Source organism: Natrarchaeobius chitinivorans (genome assembly GCF_003841505.1).
GTDB lineage: Archaea > Halobacteriota > Halobacteria > Halobacteriales > Natrialbaceae > Natrarchaeobius > Natrarchaeobius chitinivorans.
The window spans coordinates 42,731-62,246 of record NZ_REGA01000010.1 but is presented as its reverse complement, the minus strand read 5'-3'; the positions used below and the strand labels follow the sequence as shown (position 1 = coordinate 62,246).

15 protein-coding genes are annotated in these 19,516 nt (G+C 58.3%); 9 read left to right on the top strand and 6 right to left on the bottom strand.

What is annotated here, in order from left to right:
- Positions 1–2: 2 nt before the first annotated feature.
- From EA473_RS12255 to EA473_RS12240, 4 genes are all read right to left on the bottom strand, one after another.
- A complete protein-coding gene (locus EA473_RS12255) occupies positions 3–1,673 on the bottom strand; it encodes an ABC transporter substrate-binding protein (protein WP_124195949.1) in 1,671 nt (556 codons plus the stop codon).
- 244 nt (positions 1,674–1,917) lie between these two features.
- Complete coding sequence (locus EA473_RS12250) at positions 1,918–3,972, bottom strand: hydantoinase/oxoprolinase family protein (RefSeq protein WP_165875276.1); 2,055 nt, start codon at positions 3,970–3,972, stop codon at positions 1,918–1,920.
- The gene (locus EA473_RS12245; RefSeq protein WP_124195947.1) at positions 3,962–5,785 is read right to left on the bottom strand and encodes a hydantoinase B/oxoprolinase family protein; all 1,824 of its coding nucleotides are present in this window, start codon (positions 5,783–5,785) and stop codon (positions 3,962–3,964) included. Before EA473_RS12245 ends, EA473_RS12250 begins: the two co-directional genes overlap by 11 nt.
- Positions 5,786–5,932: 147 nt before the next feature.
- Positions 5,933–6,646 carry a cyclase family protein gene (locus tag EA473_RS12240; RefSeq protein WP_124195946.1) on the bottom strand — a complete coding sequence of 238 codons (714 nt, stop codon included), beginning with the start codon at positions 6,644–6,646 and terminating at the stop codon, positions 5,933–5,935.
- Between the two features lie 91 nt (positions 6,647–6,737).
- Here EA473_RS12240 and EA473_RS12235 point away from each other — a divergent pair, with 91 nt between their 5' ends.
- From EA473_RS12235 to EA473_RS12220, 4 genes are all read left to right on the top strand, one after another.
- Entirely contained in the window at positions 6,738–7,085 is a 348-nt protein-coding gene (locus EA473_RS12235; protein WP_124195945.1) for a nuclear transport factor 2 family protein, read from the top strand.
- Positions 7,086–7,146: 61 nt separating this feature from the next.
- Entirely contained in the window at positions 7,147–8,331 is a 1,185-nt protein-coding gene (locus EA473_RS12230) for a threonine synthase (RefSeq protein ID WP_124195944.1), read from the top strand.
- Between the two features lie 47 nt (positions 8,332–8,378).
- Positions 8,379–9,509 carry a dipeptidase gene (locus tag EA473_RS12225; protein WP_124195943.1) on the top strand — a complete coding sequence of 377 codons (1,131 nt, stop codon included), beginning with the start codon at positions 8,379–8,381 and terminating at the stop codon, positions 9,507–9,509.
- Between the two features lie 70 nt (positions 9,510–9,579).
- Complete coding sequence (locus EA473_RS12220; protein ID WP_165875275.1) at positions 9,580–10,278, top strand: cysteine hydrolase family protein; 699 nt, start codon at positions 9,580–9,582, stop codon at positions 10,276–10,278.
- 33 nt (positions 10,279–10,311) lie between these two features.
- On the opposite strand, the gene EA473_RS12215 is transcribed toward EA473_RS12220, so the two are convergent.
- A complete protein-coding gene (locus EA473_RS12215) occupies positions 10,312–11,484 on the bottom strand; it encodes an NAD(P)/FAD-dependent oxidoreductase (RefSeq protein ID WP_124195941.1) in 1,173 nt (390 codons plus the stop codon).
- A 238-nt stretch (positions 11,485–11,722) separates the two neighbouring features.
- On the opposite strand from EA473_RS12215, the gene EA473_RS12210 reads away from it, so the two are divergent.
- Positions 11,723–13,063, top strand: coding sequence for an aminotransferase family protein (locus EA473_RS12210; RefSeq protein ID WP_124195940.1), 1,341 nt, complete (start codon positions 11,723–11,725; stop codon positions 13,061–13,063).
- A gap of 86 nt (positions 13,064–13,149) precedes the next feature.
- Positions 13,150–14,454 (top strand): amidohydrolase, encoded by a 1,305-nt coding sequence (locus EA473_RS12205; protein WP_124195939.1) that lies wholly within the window; start codon positions 13,150–13,152, stop codon positions 14,452–14,454.
- Between the two features lie 26 nt (positions 14,455–14,480).
- Here the strand turns inward: EA473_RS12205 and EA473_RS12200 are convergent, their stop codons facing one another.
- A complete protein-coding gene (locus tag EA473_RS12200) occupies positions 14,481–15,236 on the bottom strand; it encodes an IclR family transcriptional regulator (RefSeq protein WP_165875274.1) in 756 nt (251 codons plus the stop codon).
- Positions 15,237–15,390: 154 nt separating this feature from the next.
- Between EA473_RS12200 and EA473_RS12195 the strand changes: the two genes are divergently transcribed.
- The 3 genes from EA473_RS12195 to EA473_RS12185 all read left to right on the top strand — a co-directional run bounded on the left by EA473_RS12195 (position 15,391) and on the right by EA473_RS12185 (position 19,504).
- Positions 15,391–15,756: a hypothetical protein gene (locus tag EA473_RS12195; protein WP_124195937.1), complete on the top strand. Its 366-nt coding sequence runs from the start codon at positions 15,391–15,393 to the stop codon at positions 15,754–15,756.
- A complete protein-coding gene (locus EA473_RS12190; RefSeq protein WP_124195936.1) occupies positions 15,753–18,056 on the top strand; it encodes a N,N-dimethylformamidase beta subunit family domain-containing protein in 2,304 nt (767 codons plus the stop codon). Before EA473_RS12195 ends, EA473_RS12190 begins: the two co-directional genes overlap by 4 nt.
- 446 nt (positions 18,057–18,502) lie before the next feature.
- Complete coding sequence (locus EA473_RS12185; RefSeq protein ID WP_124196016.1) at positions 18,503–19,504, top strand: ornithine cyclodeaminase family protein; 1,002 nt, start codon at positions 18,503–18,505, stop codon at positions 19,502–19,504.
- The last annotated feature ends 12 nt before the right edge of the window (positions 19,505–19,516 follow it).

The following is a 19,516-nucleotide window of genomic DNA, read 5'->3' as shown; positions in this document are numbered from 1 at the left end:
TATTACTCTCCAAAGTATGCTTCGTACGCACGGAACTCCATGTCCCACGGGTGGGCCTCGAAGCCACCGACATCCGTTGTGTACGAATTGACGATGTCTCGATGCCAGAGCACCAGGCGTATCGGATCGTCGATGATCAGTTCTTGCAACTCTCGATAAATGTCCTGTCGTTCGTCTTCATCGGTCGTACGACGCCCCTGTTCCCAGAGATCGAATACCCGATCCGCTTCCTCGAACTCGTAGTTGAACAGCGGCGGATCATCTTGACCGATGTGGAAGTAGCCGCTCAGAGCTTCCGGATCGGGAGCGCCTGGGAAGCCATCAACACTGATATCGAACTCGCCCGCGAACAACTTACCAGCCCACTCCGCGAACTCGAACTCGTCGAGATTGACGTCGAAGCCCGCCTGATTGAGTTGTCCCTGGGCCGTCCGGCCTAGGGCCCTGTAAATCGGGTCTTCGGAAGTCGAGATGAGGTTGACTTCGAGCGGTGTATCGTAGCCCGCATCGTCGATCAACTGTTCTGCTAACTCGGCATCTTGTTCCATCGGGTGTGGGTTGTAATCGACGTGCCACGGACTGTCCTCCGGGAAGAAGTTCTGCGTCGGGACTCCATATCCGCTCAAACAAATCTGGACGAGTTCCTCGAAGTCGATTGCCGCGGCAATGGCTTGCCTGACCTCCCGTTCGACCGTCGGCATCTCCTCGACCCGCCCTTCCTCTGTTTCAGTTGTTGGGTTGATATCCAGGGTTTGGTACGCAAACCCTTCGCTGATGTCAACGACGACGTCGTCGTCCTGCTCGAGTTCTGGTATGTTCTCTCGCGGGGTCTGTCGCAGGAGATCCACGGATCCCTCTTGTAACTCGGTGATCATCGTCGCTGGTTCGTCGATCGGCCGCATAGTGATTTCGTCGAAATGCGGGTAATCGTCGCCCCAGTAATCGTCGAAGGCGCTCATCGTGATATGATCACGCGGTATCCACTCTTCGAACACATACGGACCCGTCCCGACCGGATGGTTGGACGGATCGCCTTCCTCGATCGATTCGGGGGACATGATACCGAACCCGTGAAATCCCGCGATCCAACTGTCGACGCTCGTTTGCGTCTCGTCCCAACTCATCTCGATCGAGTAGTCGTCTATCTGTTCAAACTCGGATTCGATTATCCACGGGCGTCGACTGAACGATCCCACGTCCGGATCGACCACCCGCTCCAGGTTGTAGATAATGTCTTCCGCAGTGAGTTCCTTTTGATACGGGGGATGGAATTCAACGCCTTCGCGGATGTCCATTACCCACCGTTGTCCGTCGTCTTCTAGGTCGATGTTCTCGACCAGTTTCCCATCGACAGTGTAATCGTGTTCAACGACGAAAAGGTTCTCCACCATCTGGGAGAGTACGGCGACAGTCGTGATCTGTGTCTGGAGGTGCTGGTCCATCGAATCGAGCGACACCTCGATACCAACCTCCAGGGTTCCGCCCTCGGTCGGCTCTACTCCATCGTCGTCACCGACGTCGCCCGGGTCGGGATCCTCGTCCCCCATACATCCCGCCATGGTAACCAGCCCCAGCGAGCTAGCGATGCCGGCAAACTCACGCCGGCTCAACCCTGCACCCACCGCTTCCTCCATTGTCAGAATCGGCTCTGATTCTTCTGAAGTCCGAACCATGCATAGTTAATGCAAACCACACCTAATAAAACATACCCTATTTATTACACTCCTGATACTATTCCCCTCCGCAACGAGAGAGGGTGACGACGAACCGGAAACCATCAACGAGAGATGAGCTCGAGACAATAGAACAGAGAGAATATCGAAACCAGCGCAAGGGCGATCGCTTATACATTCGCCAACTCCCCGTAAATAGAGAACTGATACGGAGCGATGTCACCCGTTTTATCGGGCGGTCTCTCTACCTGGAAATGTGAAGCGCACCCGTCTGGGTGGGCTCGAGGTCGGAACTGGGTGGCACGACGATCGTCGTCGTACTCGTATCGACTATTGCCGGCCCGGAAATGCTGTGGTCGACATTGAGCAAGGGCCCTTCGTACGCGTCAACCTCATACGGTTCGCCTTCGAAGTACGCGGTTCTAGTTTCGTAGGGCACCGGCTCGTCAGGTACGTCGTTTTCGCTTCGAGAACGAATACTAGACGTCTCCAATCGGCTTCGGGCCTCTGCACGCCACGCGAGAAATTCTATCGGCTCATCGGTACTGAAACCGTAGGTGTCCTCGTGAAGGGCGTGAAATCGATCCACTATCGACGCGACCGAATCCTCGGTGATCGTATCCTCAGGTAACTGGACGTGCAGTTCCCACACCTGGTTGGGGTATCGCCCTTCACCATAATAGTTCACCGACCGCTTTTCGTCCGGGATGGCATTTCGCTCAAAGAACCGTTGTGACTTGCGCCGTAATTCCTCTAGCGTGTCTGTGACGAGGTCGTAATCGAACTCGTCCGAGCGCGTGTGTGCGCTGATCGAGAAGTCCCGCACGAGGTCCGAAACGATACCGCCGACGGCACTCATGACACCTGCGTTCGGTGGTAATATGATGTCATTGATACCCATCGCCTCGGCGATCGGCACTACGTGCATTCCGAGTGCACCGCCACCGCCGGCGATCACGTACTCTCGAGGGTCGATTCCGTTACTGATGGTGACGTCTTTGATACTGTTGGTGACGTCCTGGATCGTCGTACTGTAGATTACTTGCGCCGCGTCAACGGTATCGGTACCCAGTGGGGCGGCAACGTGTTCGTCTATCGCCTCCCGTGCGGCAGCCTCCGAGATATCCATCTTACCTCCGAGGAAATGGTCTTCGCTGAGATACCCCAGCACGAGTGCAGCATCGGTCACCGTCGGTCGCTTGCCACCACGGAGATAACAGGCTGGTCCCGGGACCGCTCCGGCACTCTCGGGTCCGACGTGTATTCGGTTTCCGTCGTCGACGGTCGCTATGCTTCCGCCACCGGATCCGACACTCGTAATCTCCGTTTTCTCGATGCCGAGCGCGTAGTCTTCCCCGACGGTTGCGTCCCGCGTTCGGGACACCTTTCCTTCCGAAACGACGCTTACGTCGAAACTGGTGCCACCCATATCCAGGGCGATAACGTTCGCCCGGTCGAGCGTGTACTGTACGTATTCATTCGCAGCGACCGGGAGCATCGTCGGTCCCGAGTCGACAGTCCAGATCGGTACCTGTATCACCTCCTCAACGGGCATTACACCACCATTGGCCGTGACGATCAACGGCGACCGTTCGTATCCTCGTCGTTCGAGGATGGACTGAAATTTCGATAGATAGTCGCCTACCAATGATTGGATCGATGCATCGATCGCCGTCGACGAGGTTCGTCGATATTCCCTGATAACTGGATTTACCTGGTGTGACAGCGAGTACTCCACCTCTGGAAGTCGTTCGTCTAGTATCTCTCCGATCCGTCGCTCGTGTTCTGGATTGACCTGCGCCCAGAGCAGTGAAACAGCGACTGCCGAGACGTCGCGTCGCTCGATCTCGGCTACTACCTCGTGTACCGAGTCCTCGTCGAGGTCTCGTCGTACCGTTCCCTCCGCGGTCATTCGTTCATCGACGCCAAAGGTGAGCGATCGGGGAACGTACGGGTCCGGATAGTCGACATCCCAGTCATACGGATTTTGCTTTCCACCCTCCCTGAACCAGAGGATATCACGGAACCCATTCGTACAGATAAGGGCCGTTGTCGCCGTATCATCCTCGATGATGGCGTTCGTGGCAACCGTCGTCCCGTGGACGATACGTACGGTCGAGTCGAGCAGTGATTCGACCGAGATCCCTTTCGCCGCTGCTGCACTTTCGATTACGTTCATCAATCCGGTACTCAGATCGCCTTCAGTCGTCGGCACTTTCGTCGAGATGGTTTCGGCATCCGAAACCAGATACAGATCGGTGAACGTGCCGCCGATGTCGATCGAAACGTTAGTTGTCATCGGGTTCTCCCTCAGTTTCGCTGGTGGCGTCCCGTCGGTTGGTTCGTCCTCGTCGGTCGTTCGTCGCATCCGAATCGATCGCGTATCCGTCTTCGGTTTCGACGAGGACGACCCCGTACTCTTCTCGAGCCCGTGTTACGGATACAATGTCACGACGGACGTCTTTCAGCACACTATGTCGGTTCCGGTCGTACGGATCACCGTACCCACCGCCGCCGGATTTCCGTCCGACAATCGTTTCGCCGGGAGCTATCGTCTCGGTTCCAATCGGGGACAGTTCGACCAGGTCGCCCGCTTCAGTTCGCTTTTCGGTCGTCTCTAACGCGCCGGGTTTCCCACCCCGGATTCCCTGTGGTCGGAATTCGGTACCGCCGGAGAGATACGTGATCGTCATCGGGTCCTCGCGCGGGCCGTATTCGATGACGATCCCTGGAGAACCACGCCACTGTCCTGGACCTTCCGTATCCTGTCGTACCTCGTTTCGCTCGAACAGAATCGGATGTTTCATCTCGTCGATTTCGATACTGTCACGGCGAAGAACGCCGCCTGCATCGGGACTGCCGTAGGTCAGCCAACCGTCGTGTCCGGGCACCCCCGGACCACCGCCGCTCGTAAACAGTATCTGGTTGACGTACTCGGCACCGTCCCGTCGAAAATCTGTCCCGGCAATGCTGGCACCGTAGGCACCCATCCCGACGTTCCCCTCCGCACAGCCGATATTGCTTCCTATCTTGCCGAGAGCGCCGTGAACGGCGTTGAACAACGCATCGCAAATATTCGTGGTCGCGACCGAGGTCCCGGTCGGATACTCTGGTTTCCCAACCACGTTTCCCTCGCCCATCTCGACGTGAATCCGACCCAAACTGCCGTGATTGTGCGGCACTTTGGAGTCTATGCTGTTGAAAATTCCCGAGTAGATCGCGGCTACTGAGGTTGCTTCACACAGATTGAATCCGCAGGGTAAAGTGTCTATATTGTCGGAGATATCGACGTCGATCCGTTCCGCATCCGCATCGATCTCGAACGATACGGTTATCGGCACTCCGTCGGGCGCGCCTGGCAGCGGATCGTGATACGACGTGTACTCGCTTTCGGCCGACGGTAACTCGCTGATTTCGGCCCGCATCATGGTTTCCCCGTAGGACAGCCAGGCGTCGATAAACTCCGTGATTACATCGATTCCGTACTCGTCAATGATCTCCTGTATCGTTCGCTCTCCGGACCGAACTGCCGCGACCTGTGCACGATAGTCACCGTACCACTGTTGTTCACCCAGACGAATGTTCTGTTTGCACATTCGGACGATGTCGTCTCTGTCCTCGTAGTCTTCCTGAATACGAACCGAAGGGAAGTGCAAGCCCTCGTCGTACACCTCGGCGCCCTCGGGGAGGTACGTCGACGGCTCCGGTGCACCCACGTCTGCCTGATGGGCGCGGTTTATCGACCAGAACAGCGGTTCGCCGTCGTGAAATACGGGCGCATGTAAGGTGAAGTCCGCGTGGTGTGAATTGCCGTAGAACGGCGAGTTCGTCAGGAAACAGTCCCCTTCGGCTACGTCGTCGAAACAGTCGATCGTGTGCTCGGGGACGAGCCCGATGTTGCCCACGTGAACGGGGATGCCCTCGTCAATCATGAACTGCCGTCCGTCGTACAGCGTGATGGCCGAAGAAAAGTCTCGAGCGACGCTTATAACACCCGACCGTGCCGATCGCAGCAGGCTGTGGGTCATGTCTCTGGTAACCGACTCGAATTTCTTCGACAACACCGTCAACAGATACTCGTCGATAGCCGGCGTCTCCCGATCAGTCTCCATACGTCTCTCCTCTCTCGTGCTGATTCCGGAGCATGGCTTGCAAACCGATGATGTCACACACAGACAGTAAATACTTAAATTTTCCGTGCAGCAATACTGCAACTCCGAACGGTCCAGAGCGCTGGTTTGGGCAGCGAGTGATCGGGTTCAGTTCTCGACGATAGCGACCGCTCGGGCCGGACCCCCCTCGACGTGTGCGACGTTCAACGGCGGATAGAAGAAGAAAGCCCGCTGTGAATCGGCCCCAGCCAACAGATCGTCTAGGTTATTGACGACCTCGATGGGGATGATGTCGTCTTCCAGCAATCGCATGTGACTGACCTCCGTCGGGGTCTTAGCAGTCGCGTCCTGATTCGGGACCGATTCGTCGAACCCGCCAACCGACAGTGAATCGATACCGACGGCCTTGGCGTTTCGCTCCTGGAAGTACAATCCGGCGCTCTCGTCGAAGTACGGATACTCGAACAGGTATTCGTCGGTAATATCGCGCTTGTTGCTCCAGCCGGTGTGGCACATAACGACGTCGCCATCCTCTATCTCGTCATCGAAGGCTTCGAGATCTTCGCGCGTGATCTCTGTGAGGGGGTCGAGATAGCTCATATCCAGGGCGATCCCTCGTCCCATGAACTTCGATATGGGATAGTCGTCGATCATCTTGCCACCGGGGATGATGTGCGCGGGGGCGTCGATGTGAGTCCCGATGTGCGTCGAAATCGTCAAATGATGCGACGTGACGCCATCAGCCGCGGCCGTCAAAACCCGCTCGATTTCCGGATCAGGTATCGAGGAGTAAACGGCCATTCGCTCCTCGATCGGCGTACTCAAATCGACGATACGAGCATCCGCTGTTTCCTGCAACATGGGTTGAACTGCTATCACATTCTAATTAAATGTTTGCACGCAATCTCACCGGATACTATAAAACCAAGGGGCCTACCATAGAATATGGTCTATGGTCGAAAGCCGAGAGAAACTGATCGATCGCTACATGGACGCGTTAGACGAGGACGATTTCGAACTGCTCCGACCGCACCTGGCCGACGACGTGAAGTATACGTCACTGGTCGGCGATTTCGAGGGCCTCGAGGAAGTCGAACGATTCTACGAGACCGAGCGCAACGCCAGCGACACCGTCCATGAAATCGATCGGTACGTCCACACAGACGAGGTAAGCTTCGCCGAGGGGCACACGTGGGGACAGTTGCCCGACACCGGTCGGTTCGAGGCGAACTTTTGTATCGGATTCGAATTCGCGGACGATAACATAACTCACATCTCTGTGTACGTCCGTCGACGGTAAGTTCGACAGCGCCGACGCCGCGGGAAGAAACTATTAGGGCACCGGGCCAATCATACGCATTATGGAACCGTTCGTGAGCGTCTTCGACGGATACAGGTGTTTCTCCTGCAAGAGTGAGTTCGATCCGACGTTGACCTCGTATCCCTGTCCGTCGTGTGGCGGCATTCTCGACCCGAAGTATCGATACGACGACGTGGCGGTCGATCGGTCCGACTGGAACCGACGGTGTGGATCGATGTGGCAGTTCGGTGAACTGCTTGGCGTCGAGAACTCGGCGGACATCGTCTCTGCCGGCGAGGGCGGGACTCCACTGGTCAATTGTCCGCGTCTCGCCAACCGGATCGGTGTCGGCCGGTTATTTCTCAAAGACGAGGGTCAGAACCCGACGAACACCTTCAAGGACCGCGGCCAGTCCGCAGCAATCTCCGTCGCGAACGCTCACGACGTCGGGGCGGTCGGCATCCCGTCGGCAGGTAACGACGGACAGTCCGCCAGTTTCTACTCCGCACGGGCTGGTATCGACTGTGAAGTGTTTATGAGCGATCAGGCGGATCAGTTGAAAAAGGATCTGGTCAAGTTGCACGGTGCGACCTTGCACCTCCTCGAGGGAGATATCAGCGAGGCCTCGGCCGCCTTCGAAGAGGCCAAAGAGCAGGGATTGCACTCAGTTAGCACGTATCAGACACCGCATAAACACGACGGTATGAAGACGATGACCTTCGAAATCGCCTCCGCCCTCGATTGGACGATGCCGGACCACGTTGTGTACCCGACCGGTAGTGGCACTGGATTGCTCGGGCTGTGGAAAGGGTACCGGGAACTGGACGAGCTCGGATGGCTCGAGGACTCGTCTCCGCCGGCGATGACCGTCTCCCAGAGCGACGGGGCAGCACCTATCGTCCGTGCCCTCGAGGCCGGGGCCGACGAACACACGCCCTGGTCTAATCCAGAGTCGATCGCTAAAGGAATCGAGATACCAAATCCCAAGTCGTCAGCCCTCGTCATCGAACGAGTCCGACGCTCGGGCGGCTACGGCGTCGCCGTCCCGGACGAGGCGGCCCTCGATGCAGCACTCGAGGTCGCTCGTACCGATGGAGTCGAGATGTCCATCGAATCGGCTGTCGCCCTCGCCGGCACGATAGCACTGGCCGAGGACGGCGAGTTTACCGAGGATGACGATGTCGTCGTAATCAACACGGGAGGTGGGTGTAAAACGCCCCGTAAGCTCGCCGCTGCGCTCGACTAATCAGCCGGTGGGAAACACCTAAATGAGAGCGGCGTGACCTCGGGAGCATGGCGGGATCGTCCCCGACGTTCGATTACGTGCCCACGGGTGTTCCACCGCAGACGACCAGCGAGATCGAGGCAGCGATCGAGACGGCAACGAGCGGTCGAATCGGCGACGCTGTGGCGTGGGACGCGATGCTCGACGCACAGATCTCACACCTTCGTACGGACGACGCATATCGTGACGAGGTGCGATCGATATACGAGCGATCTACGGTCGACCTCCTCAGTCCGACGGTCTGGAGTACCGACCCACGACTGTCGTTCGTCGAAGGAGTCTACCGTGATCTCGCCCGATGGGAGGCGCGGTTCAGTGCCCTCGAGTGGATGGAGAAGGTGACCGCGCCGGCTGGCGCCCGATCCGTATCCGACGCGGGAGACGTCGGGATGATTCTCAACGTTCAGGACCTCGGATCGTTCACCGACGGGCAACTGGATCGTGTGGACGCGCTGTTCGATGCGGGGATCCGGATATTCCAGTTGACGTATAACACTCAGAACAGCATCGGGGCAGGGTGTACGGACGACTCAGGATCGGCGCTGTCGACCCACGGTCACGCCGTCGTGGACCGGTTGAACGACTACGGCGGCATCGTCGATCTCTCACACTGTAACCGCGAGACGACGATCGACGCGATCGATGTGAGCGAGGATCCGGTCGCGTTCACGCATGTCCACTGTGCAGCGCTTGACTCCTCGCCACGGGCGAAAACCGACGTTGAACTCGAACACCTGGCAGCGGCCGACGGCTATGTCGGGATACTTGCCTATCCGACACTGTACGACGAACCCACTCTCGATGCGGTGTTCGAACACTTCGAGCACGCTAAATCGATCGTCGGTCCCGACCGGATCGGTATCGCAACCGACTGGTGGTCGACGACGCCGGACGTTCCGTGGCCGGTTCGGTCCGCGATTGCGGCGTTCTATCGTGAAACGGCGAACATGCGACAGAAGACGCCGGATTACGAGCCGTTGACGCCCGACCGATTCGACGAGGGATTCGAGGAATTTCGATCCTACGAAGAGTGGCCCGTTATCCGCGAGAGTTTCGCGGACCGTGGATACGACGAGGCGACGATCGATCGATTCCTCGGCGGTAACTTCCTCGAGTTCTGGGAGCGGGTCGTCGGATAGCGCGTCGGTTCGGGTCGACGGTGGAGAGTACCGGAATCGTTTTATGGGTTTCCAACGCGCACCTGTATGCATGATACCAGATACGACCGATCCGGCCGGTTCGGATCCGGCGTTACTCGTCGTGGATATGCAATGTGGGGCGTTCAATGCCGATTCCGACGCCCCGATGGCCTGTACCGCGACGTCCGTCGATGGCGGATTGGATCGGGTCGCCGAATACACGAACGACCTGGTCGAAGCGGCACGAAACGCGGACGTACCTATCATCTGGGGGAAAGAACAACACCGACCAGATCTGGCCGATTACGGGGCCGAGTTCCTCTGCAGCGAACCGATACACGCACTCGAAAACTCGGAGGGTGTCTCCCTCGCCTCGGCCATGGACGTCGACGATCCGGTCTCCCGTCCGGCCGAATACGAGGTAACCAAACGACGCTACGACCTATTTTTCCGGACGGACCTCGAGTATATTCTCGAGACGTACGACATCGATACGGTGATCGTCACTGGCATCATGACAAACATCTGTGTGCACTACACGGCCCACGGGGCACACCAGCGCGATTACGCGGTCCGCGTTCCCGAGGAGTGTACCGCTGCACCGACGGAGTATCTACACGAGGCTGGTCTGAAGTTCATCGAGTACCTCCAGCCCGACAGCCTCCAGTCGGTCGCAGACGTTATCGGGTCGCTCGAAACGTACGAGGGGAACGCGATCGTTCGACACGTCAAGGAAACTGGAACCGTCGATCCGTCGGCTAGACGGTGACCCGATCGACCAGAACCGTCTCGCCCTCGAGACTCATTCTTCGAACCGATCGATCGAGAACGGTTTGATGTCGAGGAAGTCAGTCGATCCCTCGGTGATGAGGTCTGTCACGATGCGTCCGACTGAAGGGGCGTGTTTGAAGCCATGCCCGGAAAACCCACACGCGATATAACAACCAGACGGGCCGGTTTGATCGATGATGAAGTCGTGATCCGGGGTGTTCGAGTATATCCCGCTGTACTTCCCGACGATACCGGCGTCGGCGAGGCCTGGAATGGTAGCTTCGAGGCTGTCGATCAATTGTAGCAAATCTTCCTCGTCGGGATCGTCGAGTGGCTTATCCGGGTCGTCGACCGGGTGGTCCATGGAGTGGTGAGTGGCGACGAGAACACCTTCGCCGAAGTCCTGGCGGACGTACCAATCATCCATGCCCGGCGGTTTGCCCGTCGCCAGGTCATCGAGGTGGTGTTCTTTGAATTCTTCGGGTGGGTCGAGCAAGAACACCCGCTCACGAGTCCGCGTAAGCGGCACGTCGACGCCGACCGTTGAGGCTATCGCCGGTGACCAGCCACCCGCCACGATGAGAACGTCCTCGCAGGCTACCGCTCCGTTGTTGGTTTCGACTCCCACGACGGCGCCGTCTTCGACTCGAATGTCGGTGACGCCAACGTCGGTCAGTACCGTTGCACCATTTCGCCTGGCGCTCCGGGCGAACCCGGACGCAGCGTCCGTACCGTCCGAGTAACCTGCCGTATCGTCGCTCACTCCGAAAGCTACGTCGTCTGTATCGTACATGGGGAATCGGGATTCGATCGATGATCGATCGTGCCAGGTGACGGGGATGTCGAGATTCGATAACACGTCGTAGCCGGCACTGACCGCTTCGGCCCGTGCGGTGTCCTCTCGGGCGAACTTGACGAGCGGGGCGCTCGCCATCGATAACGGTTCGGCGACGCGCTGTTCGAACTCTCGGTAGAACTCGTGGCTCCACCAGGCACTTTCCGCGTATACCTCCGAGTCGTCGTAGTGGTGGCGCAGGATTGCCGAGGAGTTACCGGTTGCCCCCGACGCTATTGCGTCTTTTTCGAGGAGAAGGACGTCCTTGTCCGTTCGCTGCGTGAGAAAGAAACTGGCGCTAGTTCCCATGATTCCACCCCCGATGATGACGATATCCGTACTGTCGGGTAGCTGCTCCTGTGTAGGCATTTCCACGTTCCCACATGTGAAACGGGGGAATAAAAACTTTTGCGAGTGATTCGTCACCTCGGTCAACGGATGATACAGGTTCAATACGACGAACATCACATCCAGTGCCGTGACATCACTTGATGATCGGCGAAAGAAGGAAAACGAACGCAATCGGCAGTCGATCGAACGACGATCGGGGAAGATGTGACCACAATTCAACACAATCTATATTATGCTACGGCATAACACTCAAGATATGTCGAAACAGACAATTGATTCCAGTGAGGCGAGTTCATCGTTTCCGGCGATACCGCACTGGCACTCCCCAGAGCGATCGGCGATGACGATCACCGAGGCCGAGGGCGCTCGCGTGTACGACGAGTCGGGGAACGAGTACCTCGATTTCTGTTCCCAACTCATCTGTACGAACCTGGGTCACGACAACCAGGCCGTCATCGAGGCGATGAACGAACAGTTACACCGCGTGCCGTACGTCGCTTCGGCACAGCAAAACGATACCCGCGACGAACTCGCGAACCGTCTGCTCGATATCGCTCCCGATTCACTGACTGATGTTTTCTTTTCGATCTCCGGCAGCGACGCGAACGAGGCCGCGGCGCATATCGCGCGGTCCGTCTCCGATAGTCACAAAATCCTCACCCGTTATCGCAGCTATCACGGCTCGACCTACGGGGCGGGGACGCTAACAACCGATCCGGTGACGAAAAACGCTCTCAGCCAGTACGCCGATACGACCGGACGTGCACACTTTCTCCCGCCGATCTCCTATCGGTCGCCCTTCAACGCCGACTCGGAGGCCGAACTCGCGGAGCAAGCTGCCGACCACGTCGAGTACGTTATCAAAAACGAAGGACCGGATTCGATCGCTGGCATTCTTACCGAGCCGATCGGCGGATCGAGCGGTGCATTTACCGCCCCGGAGGGATACTTCGAGCGCCTGCGGGAGATCTGTGATCGCTACGACATCCTGCTGATCGTCGACGAGGTAATGACCGGGTTTGGCCGGTGTGGTGACTGGTTTGGCATTCAGACCGAAGGTGTCGAACCGGACATACTGACCTTTGCCAAGGGAGTAACGGGATCGTATGCGCCCCTCGCCGGCGTGATGGTGAACGACGACATCGCGACCGAAATCGACGACGACGGCATCGACATCGGCCAGACGTGGGGCGGTCATCCCGTCAGCTGCGCGGCCGGCGTGGCCGCGGTCGAAGAGTACGATCGTCACTACCTCGACCGAGTACAAGAGTTAAGTCCCTACCTCGAACGCCGCCTGCGGGAACTCGAAACGGACCACGATGTCGTGGGTGACGTTCGGGGTCGTGGCCTCCACTGGGCAGTCGAGTTCACCGATCCAGAAACCGGAGAGCCATTCTTCGATAACCGGTACGAGGAGGGAGATGATCCGGTCAAGGGGGTACTGCGGACCGCGGCTGCCGAACACAACGTCATGTTCGGTCCCGGAAAACCGTCGTTTCAGCTCATGGTCGCGCCACCGTTTTGCATCGACGAAAGCGATATCGACGAGGCCATCGACGCCTTCTCCAGTGCGGTCACGAGCCAGTTCGAGTCCTGACCAACCCGTCGCGTGAGGAGTTTTCTCGACGGTACCCATCCGGCGACAGGCGAACGATATATTACATCGGGCTCCGACTACCGTATATGAGCGATTCGTTGGTAGCGGACCGACTCCGTCGATTGCGACGAGCGTTACATCGTCACCCGGAACCCGCCTGGTGCGAATTCTACACGACGGCAAGGATCGTCGAAGCGTTGCGAGCCGTTGAGGTCGACTCGGTTGCGACCGGTTCCGCGGTCTTCGACACCGACCGGATTACGGCCGATCCTGATCCCGAGCGACGAGCGGACTGGATCAAACGGGCCGAAGCGACGGACGTTGACCCAGATTCCCTAGCACCGATCGTAGACGACATACCAGGTGCGATGGCCACCGTCAAGGGCGGTTCCGGGCCGGTTGTCGGGCTTCGCGTCGACATTGACGCATTGCCTGTGTCGGAGTCGACCGCGTCGGATCATCGACCGGCGGCGAAGGGGTTTCGATCGACGAACGATGGGTACATGCACGCCTGCGGGCACGACGCACACGCGGCCATCGGGGTCGGCGTCGTCCGACGACTCGTATCGAGCGAGTTCGGTGGCACGCTGAAGGTTTTTTTCCAACCAGCCGAGGAACGCGGTGACGGTGCCAGATCACTCGTGTCCGGCGGTCGTCTCGACGACGTCGAGTACTTCCTGGGGACCCACGTCGGTCTCGGGCTAGAAACCGGCACCGTGGTACCTCGGATCGACACCTTTCTCTCGATAACGAGCTTCGAGGCGACGTTTCGTGGACAGTCAGCACACCCGGCACTCGCACCCGAGGACGGACGGAGCGCGATACAGGCGGCGAGTACGGCTGCATCCGCACTCGAGTCAATTCCTCGCCGATCCGATGGCGCCACCCGCATCAACGTCGGCACAATCGACGGCGGTACGGCCTCAAACGTCGTTCCCGAACGGGCGGTGATAACCGGCGAGTTCCGCGCCGAAACCAGCGCCGGCACCGATGCTATCGAGACCGCCGTGATCGATCGTCTCGAGGCAGCAGCGTCGATGCACGGCTGTACGGTCGACGTCTCGTTCAGTCCCGGAACGCCAAGTGCGACCTGTGACGGTCCGCTTGCACAGCGAGTGAGGGCCGCCGCCGCCCGAACGTCCGTCGTCGATCGGTTCGAAACGATCGACTCTCCCCTCTGGAGTGAGGACGTCACCCACCTGATTGAGGCCGTCCAGAAACAGGGTGGTCAGGCTACCTACGTCGGCGTCGGTGCCGACAACCCTGCCGGCCATCACACGCCAACGTTCGACGTCGATGAACGATCGATCGCAATCGCAACGACCGTCTTGTCCCGGACCATCGCCTCGTTCGACGACGGACCGCTCGAGGCAGAAACGGTATCCGACTGATTCGGTTTCCCAGTCGCTCCCGGTCGTTATAACTCCCGTTCGAACTCCTCTACCCGATCGAGAAGGTCATACGGGAGTTCTTCCTCGAACCAGGTGTCGTCGATGCGATACTGGGGACCGCCTACCGAAATTGCCCCCAGAGTTGTGTCATTGGAGTCGGTGATGGCGGTGCCGATAGCGCGGATGCCCTCATTATTTTCCCCGTTGTTGAACGCAAACTCATTGGAGCGTATTGACTTCAGTTCCGCTCGCAGTGTCTCACGGTCCGTGATCGTCTGGGAAGTCAACTGCGGCAGCCCCCAGATGTCCACGATCCTATCGACGGTTTCTTCGGGGAGCGTCGCAAGTATCGCCTTCCCAGCCGCGGTCCCGTGTAAGTATACTCGAGAACCGGCTTGCGGACCCGTAAAGGGGTTCTCGTCTAATTCGGGCTTCAAGTAGCTGCCTCGACCGTTTTCCTCGATGATTACACCGACCTGTAATCCGGCGAACTCCGGCAGTGATTTCGAGAATTGAAACAGCTTCCGCCGCGAAGCTGTCCGGTACTTCGCGTACTCCGCCAGATTCGAAAATCGTAACGAAACATAATATTCGTCGCTTTCCATCGTCACGTAGCCCCGACGTTTCAACGTGATCAGGTGCTTGTGTACCGAGCTCTTTGATAAACCCACGTGATCAGCCACCTCCGTAACCCGAGCGCCGTCCAGTTCTTTTAAGGCCTCAATGATATCGAAGCAGTTGTCGACGGTTTGCAGGGATGGTGAGTCGCTCTGGCGTCGCATAGTGGAGTTATGTGGACTAACCCATATAAAGTTCATTATGGAGAAACAGGGGAGAGCGGTCGGCCAATCTGGACCACGGATGGGCAAATCGGATCAGGTTTATACCGAATGCCTTCGTTGGAGGGTGTACCGACAGTTCGTTCGGTGGGATACCATGCCAATGACAAACGCTGCATTGACCGACTACCACAGACGACGGATCGCGAGCGAGGAAATACTCCCGTTGATCAGCGAGGAGTTAATCACTGAACACCGCGAGAGCCCCTTCGACGGGTATAGCGACGATCTACACCGCGTACTGTGGTTTCTGCGGCGAACGACCGACTTGGAGTATTTCATCGTGGCAACCGATCCCCACGTAGAGTGGACGCTCGCAAAGCGGGACGCCAACGGATCGATCGAATTGCTCGATGAGCGTTACGATAGCCAGGCGGAGGCCGAACACGCCATCTTTCGAAAGCGAATCAACGCGTTCCGAGAACGATTCGGAGCCGACTACTCCAAGGAGGGTAACCGATGACGTCCGTCGATGACCGCGCGTTCGGCGAGAAGCACGTGACCGGCTACTGTAACCGATGGGCCGTGTGGCCGGGGGAGACCATCGAGTTCATGGTTAACTGTGTGCCCACAAGCTACCACGCTGAGGTCGTCCGACTCGTTCACGGCGATCCTAATCCGGACGCGCCACCTACCGAAGAGCATACCATCGAGACATCAATATCGGGGACCTATCCCGGCCAGACTCAGGAGATACACGCCGGATCGTACGTCGAGATACCCCACAACCCCGCGTTCGATCTTATCGACGGTTGTACGCTCCTTACGTTCATCAACCCGACGACACCAGACGCGGGCCACCAGAGCCTGCTCTCGAAGTGGGATGAACGAACGCAAACCGGTTACGACCTGCACATCGACGCGGACGGGTCGGCGGCGTTTCGGGTGGGACTCCAGAACAATGGCGAAAGCGTCGCCGTTTCGACCGGGACGGCGCTCGAAGCGGACAACTGGTACGCCCTCGCGGCGACCTTCGATGGTGAAGACGGGCGGCTGGGAGTCTGGCAGGTGCCGATCGACGGACCACCACACCCGACGCTCCGCACGGGGACAGAGCAAACGGAGACTCGGCAGCTGGACGGAGCAGCAATCGCGACCGTAACCGACACTCCGGTCCGCATTGCCGGCACGTCGCTGTCGACGAGCCACCACACTGCCGAAGGTCGGTTCAACGGTAGGATTGAACGTCCGCGTGTGTATGATAGGGTCCTTGAGCCATCGACGATACGGACGGGAATGGAGCCGGACCGGGAGGGGCCGACCGACGGACTCGTCGCCGCCTGGAACTTTGCTTCGGGGCTCTCCGATGGCGGTATTGACGAGTACGATCTGATTGTCGATGTCGGGCCGAATGGACACCACGGCCAGGCGGTACAGATGCCCACCCGAGGAGTTCCAGGAGTTACGTGGACCGGTGAGACGGAGGACTTCGCTCGCGATCCGGACCAGTTCGGCGCGATTCACTTTCACGACGATGACCTGGTCGACGCCGACTGGGACGTCGATTTCGAGTGGACCATCCCGGAGGGGTTCAACAGCGGCGTGTACGCAGTAAAACTCCAGACGAATACCGACGAGTACTACGTGCCCTTTTTTGTCACCCCGGAACCAGCGACCGGGACGGCCCCCATCGCCGTCCTGGCACCAACAGCGACGTATCTCGCGTACGCGAACTACCGGTTTGCCGACGACGGCGGGGGCGGCGAGAACGCGATCGGGATGGCACCGATCCTAGACGAATCGAGCGTTTTCCTCGACGCCCATCCGGAGTACGGAAACTCGCTGTACGACCTGCACACCGACGGACACGGCTGCATGTACTCCTCGAGACTCCGACCGCTGATCAACGTCTCGCCTTCGTTCATCTGGGGACATGCACCGCCGAGTAATCTCCAGGCGTTCGCTCAGGACCTGTATCTCATCGCGTGGCTCGAACATCGTGGTTTCGAGTACGACGTTATCACCGACGATCAACTGGACGAACACGGGCAGGACCTGTTGGAACCGTACAACGCCGTCGTCACCGGTTCCCATCCGGAGTACTGCTCTGAACGGATGCTGGATTCGATCGCCGACTACACCCAAACCGGTGGTCGCTTGCTCTACCTCGGCGGAAACGGCTTCTATCATGCCGCCGAGTTCCACCCCGACGGAAAACCGATCCTCGAGGTTCGTCGCCCGCAGACAAACATGATCTGGACGGGGCAAGCGGGCGAGATACATCACGCCTTCAACGGCGAAAAAGGCGGGATGTGGTGGTCACGAGATCGACACCCACAGAAGTTAACCGGCGTCGGATTCAGCGCCCAGTGGGAACCGAGTGGTGGCTACTATCGTCGGCTCGAGGACAGTTACCACGAGGATGTGGAGTTCATCTTTGACGGGGTCGACGCCGAAACGTTCGGCCGAGACGGGTTCATCACTGGTGCTGCCGCAGGGCAAGAGATGGACCGGTACGACCGGACGCTCGGCTCCCCTGAGGACGCGTTTGTACTTGCCTCCTCGGAGGGACATTCGGTGTACGCCCGGCGGCTCATCGACGAAAACCAGTCGCCAAAACCGTTCCTCGATGGACCTACGTCGGCTGCCGTCCGGGCCGACATGGTGTACTTTCGAACCGGCGGCGGCGCCGTCTTTTCCACCGGATCGATGGCCTGGCTTGGCAGCCTGCCGGTGAACGGCTTCGACAACGATGTTGCTCGGATAACTGGCAATGTCCTAGAGGCGTTCGCGGCCGATGAGCCCCTGCCCGGTAACGAGTAAACAACCGAAGGGGCCGTCTCGGTCAGGCCTATCGGCTTCGAATGCGTCGCGGCACAGGTAGACCGATCGATTGTTTGGGGAGGTCCGTCCCCGGATGAGATGATTGAATATTATATAAAAAGTTCGCCGTAAGCGAACATATTCGTCACCGTCACCGATTCCGACCGATCACGGTAATCGACCGGAACCAATATTACAAGAGTACGGACGTAATTCTCGATCGGCGCTTGATCATCAATAAAGTGTGAATTGGTACCTTAACACATGGGGAGTTGATCCGGTCTCGATTGGTTCTACTGGGAACGAGCCCGCTAATCGATCTGTTTCTCCTATATAAAGTTTCCACACACGAAACCACGAGGCTGAAAGATGGATGCCGTCGCAACGGTTCTAAGACGAGTGGCCGCCGTCGAACTTATTATACCATCCCCGAAACAATCGGGAATATGCACACGCTATTACTGAACCGAGAAGATGTCGAATCGGCCGCTCAACCGGAGGAAGTCGTCCGAGCAGTTGAGGCAGCGTTTGCCGCGTACGAGCGCAACGCGGTAGTGATGCCAGCGAAATCATATATCGACTTCGAACGGTACAACGGCGACTTCCGGTCAATGCCAGCGTATCTCGACACCGGCGAATGGGATGCTGCCGGGCTGAAGTGGGTCAACGTTCATCCAGACAACCCCGAGAAACACGGGTTGCCAACGGTCATGGGAACGATGATCTACTCGGATCCAGAGACTGCGCTTCCCCGTGCAATCCTCGACGGAACGGAATTAACTCGTCAGCGTACCGGTGCGGCAGCGGCAGTCGCGACCGCTCATCTAGCAGTGCCGGACGCCGAGTCGCTCGGTCTCGTCGGGGCCGGTGCTCAATCGTACACACAACTCGAAGCGATCAGCGAAGTACGTCCGATCCAAGAGGTCGTCGTCGCTGATAAAGACGACGAACGTGTCACCCGGTTTATCGATGCATTCGAAGACGAGTTCGATGTCCACGCAGGCACTATCGCCGAAGCTGGCCACTGTGACGTTCTCTCCACAGTTACGCCAGTGATCGACCCGATTGTCGACCTCGAGGACGTTGGCGAGACTACGCACATCAACGCGATGGGAGCTGATGCAGTCGGGAAACAGGAACTCCAGACGAGCCTACTCCAAGAGGCGACGTTGGTGATTGACGACTACGACCAGTGTACCCACTCCGGAGAGATCAACGTTCCCTACGCAGGGGGTGCGATTACTGATGCCGACATTGCCGCCGAACTTGGTATGCTGATTGTTGGCGATTACCCCGGTCGAAATGCGGAATCAGGCGTGACGGTTTTCGACTCGACCGGACTGGCCATCCAAGATGTCGCCGCCGCCCACGTCGTCTACGAAACGGCCCGCAATACCGACATCGGCATCGAGTTTGATCTCCTCGGCATCGCCGAAAATCGAAGCTGAAAGCTACCCTTT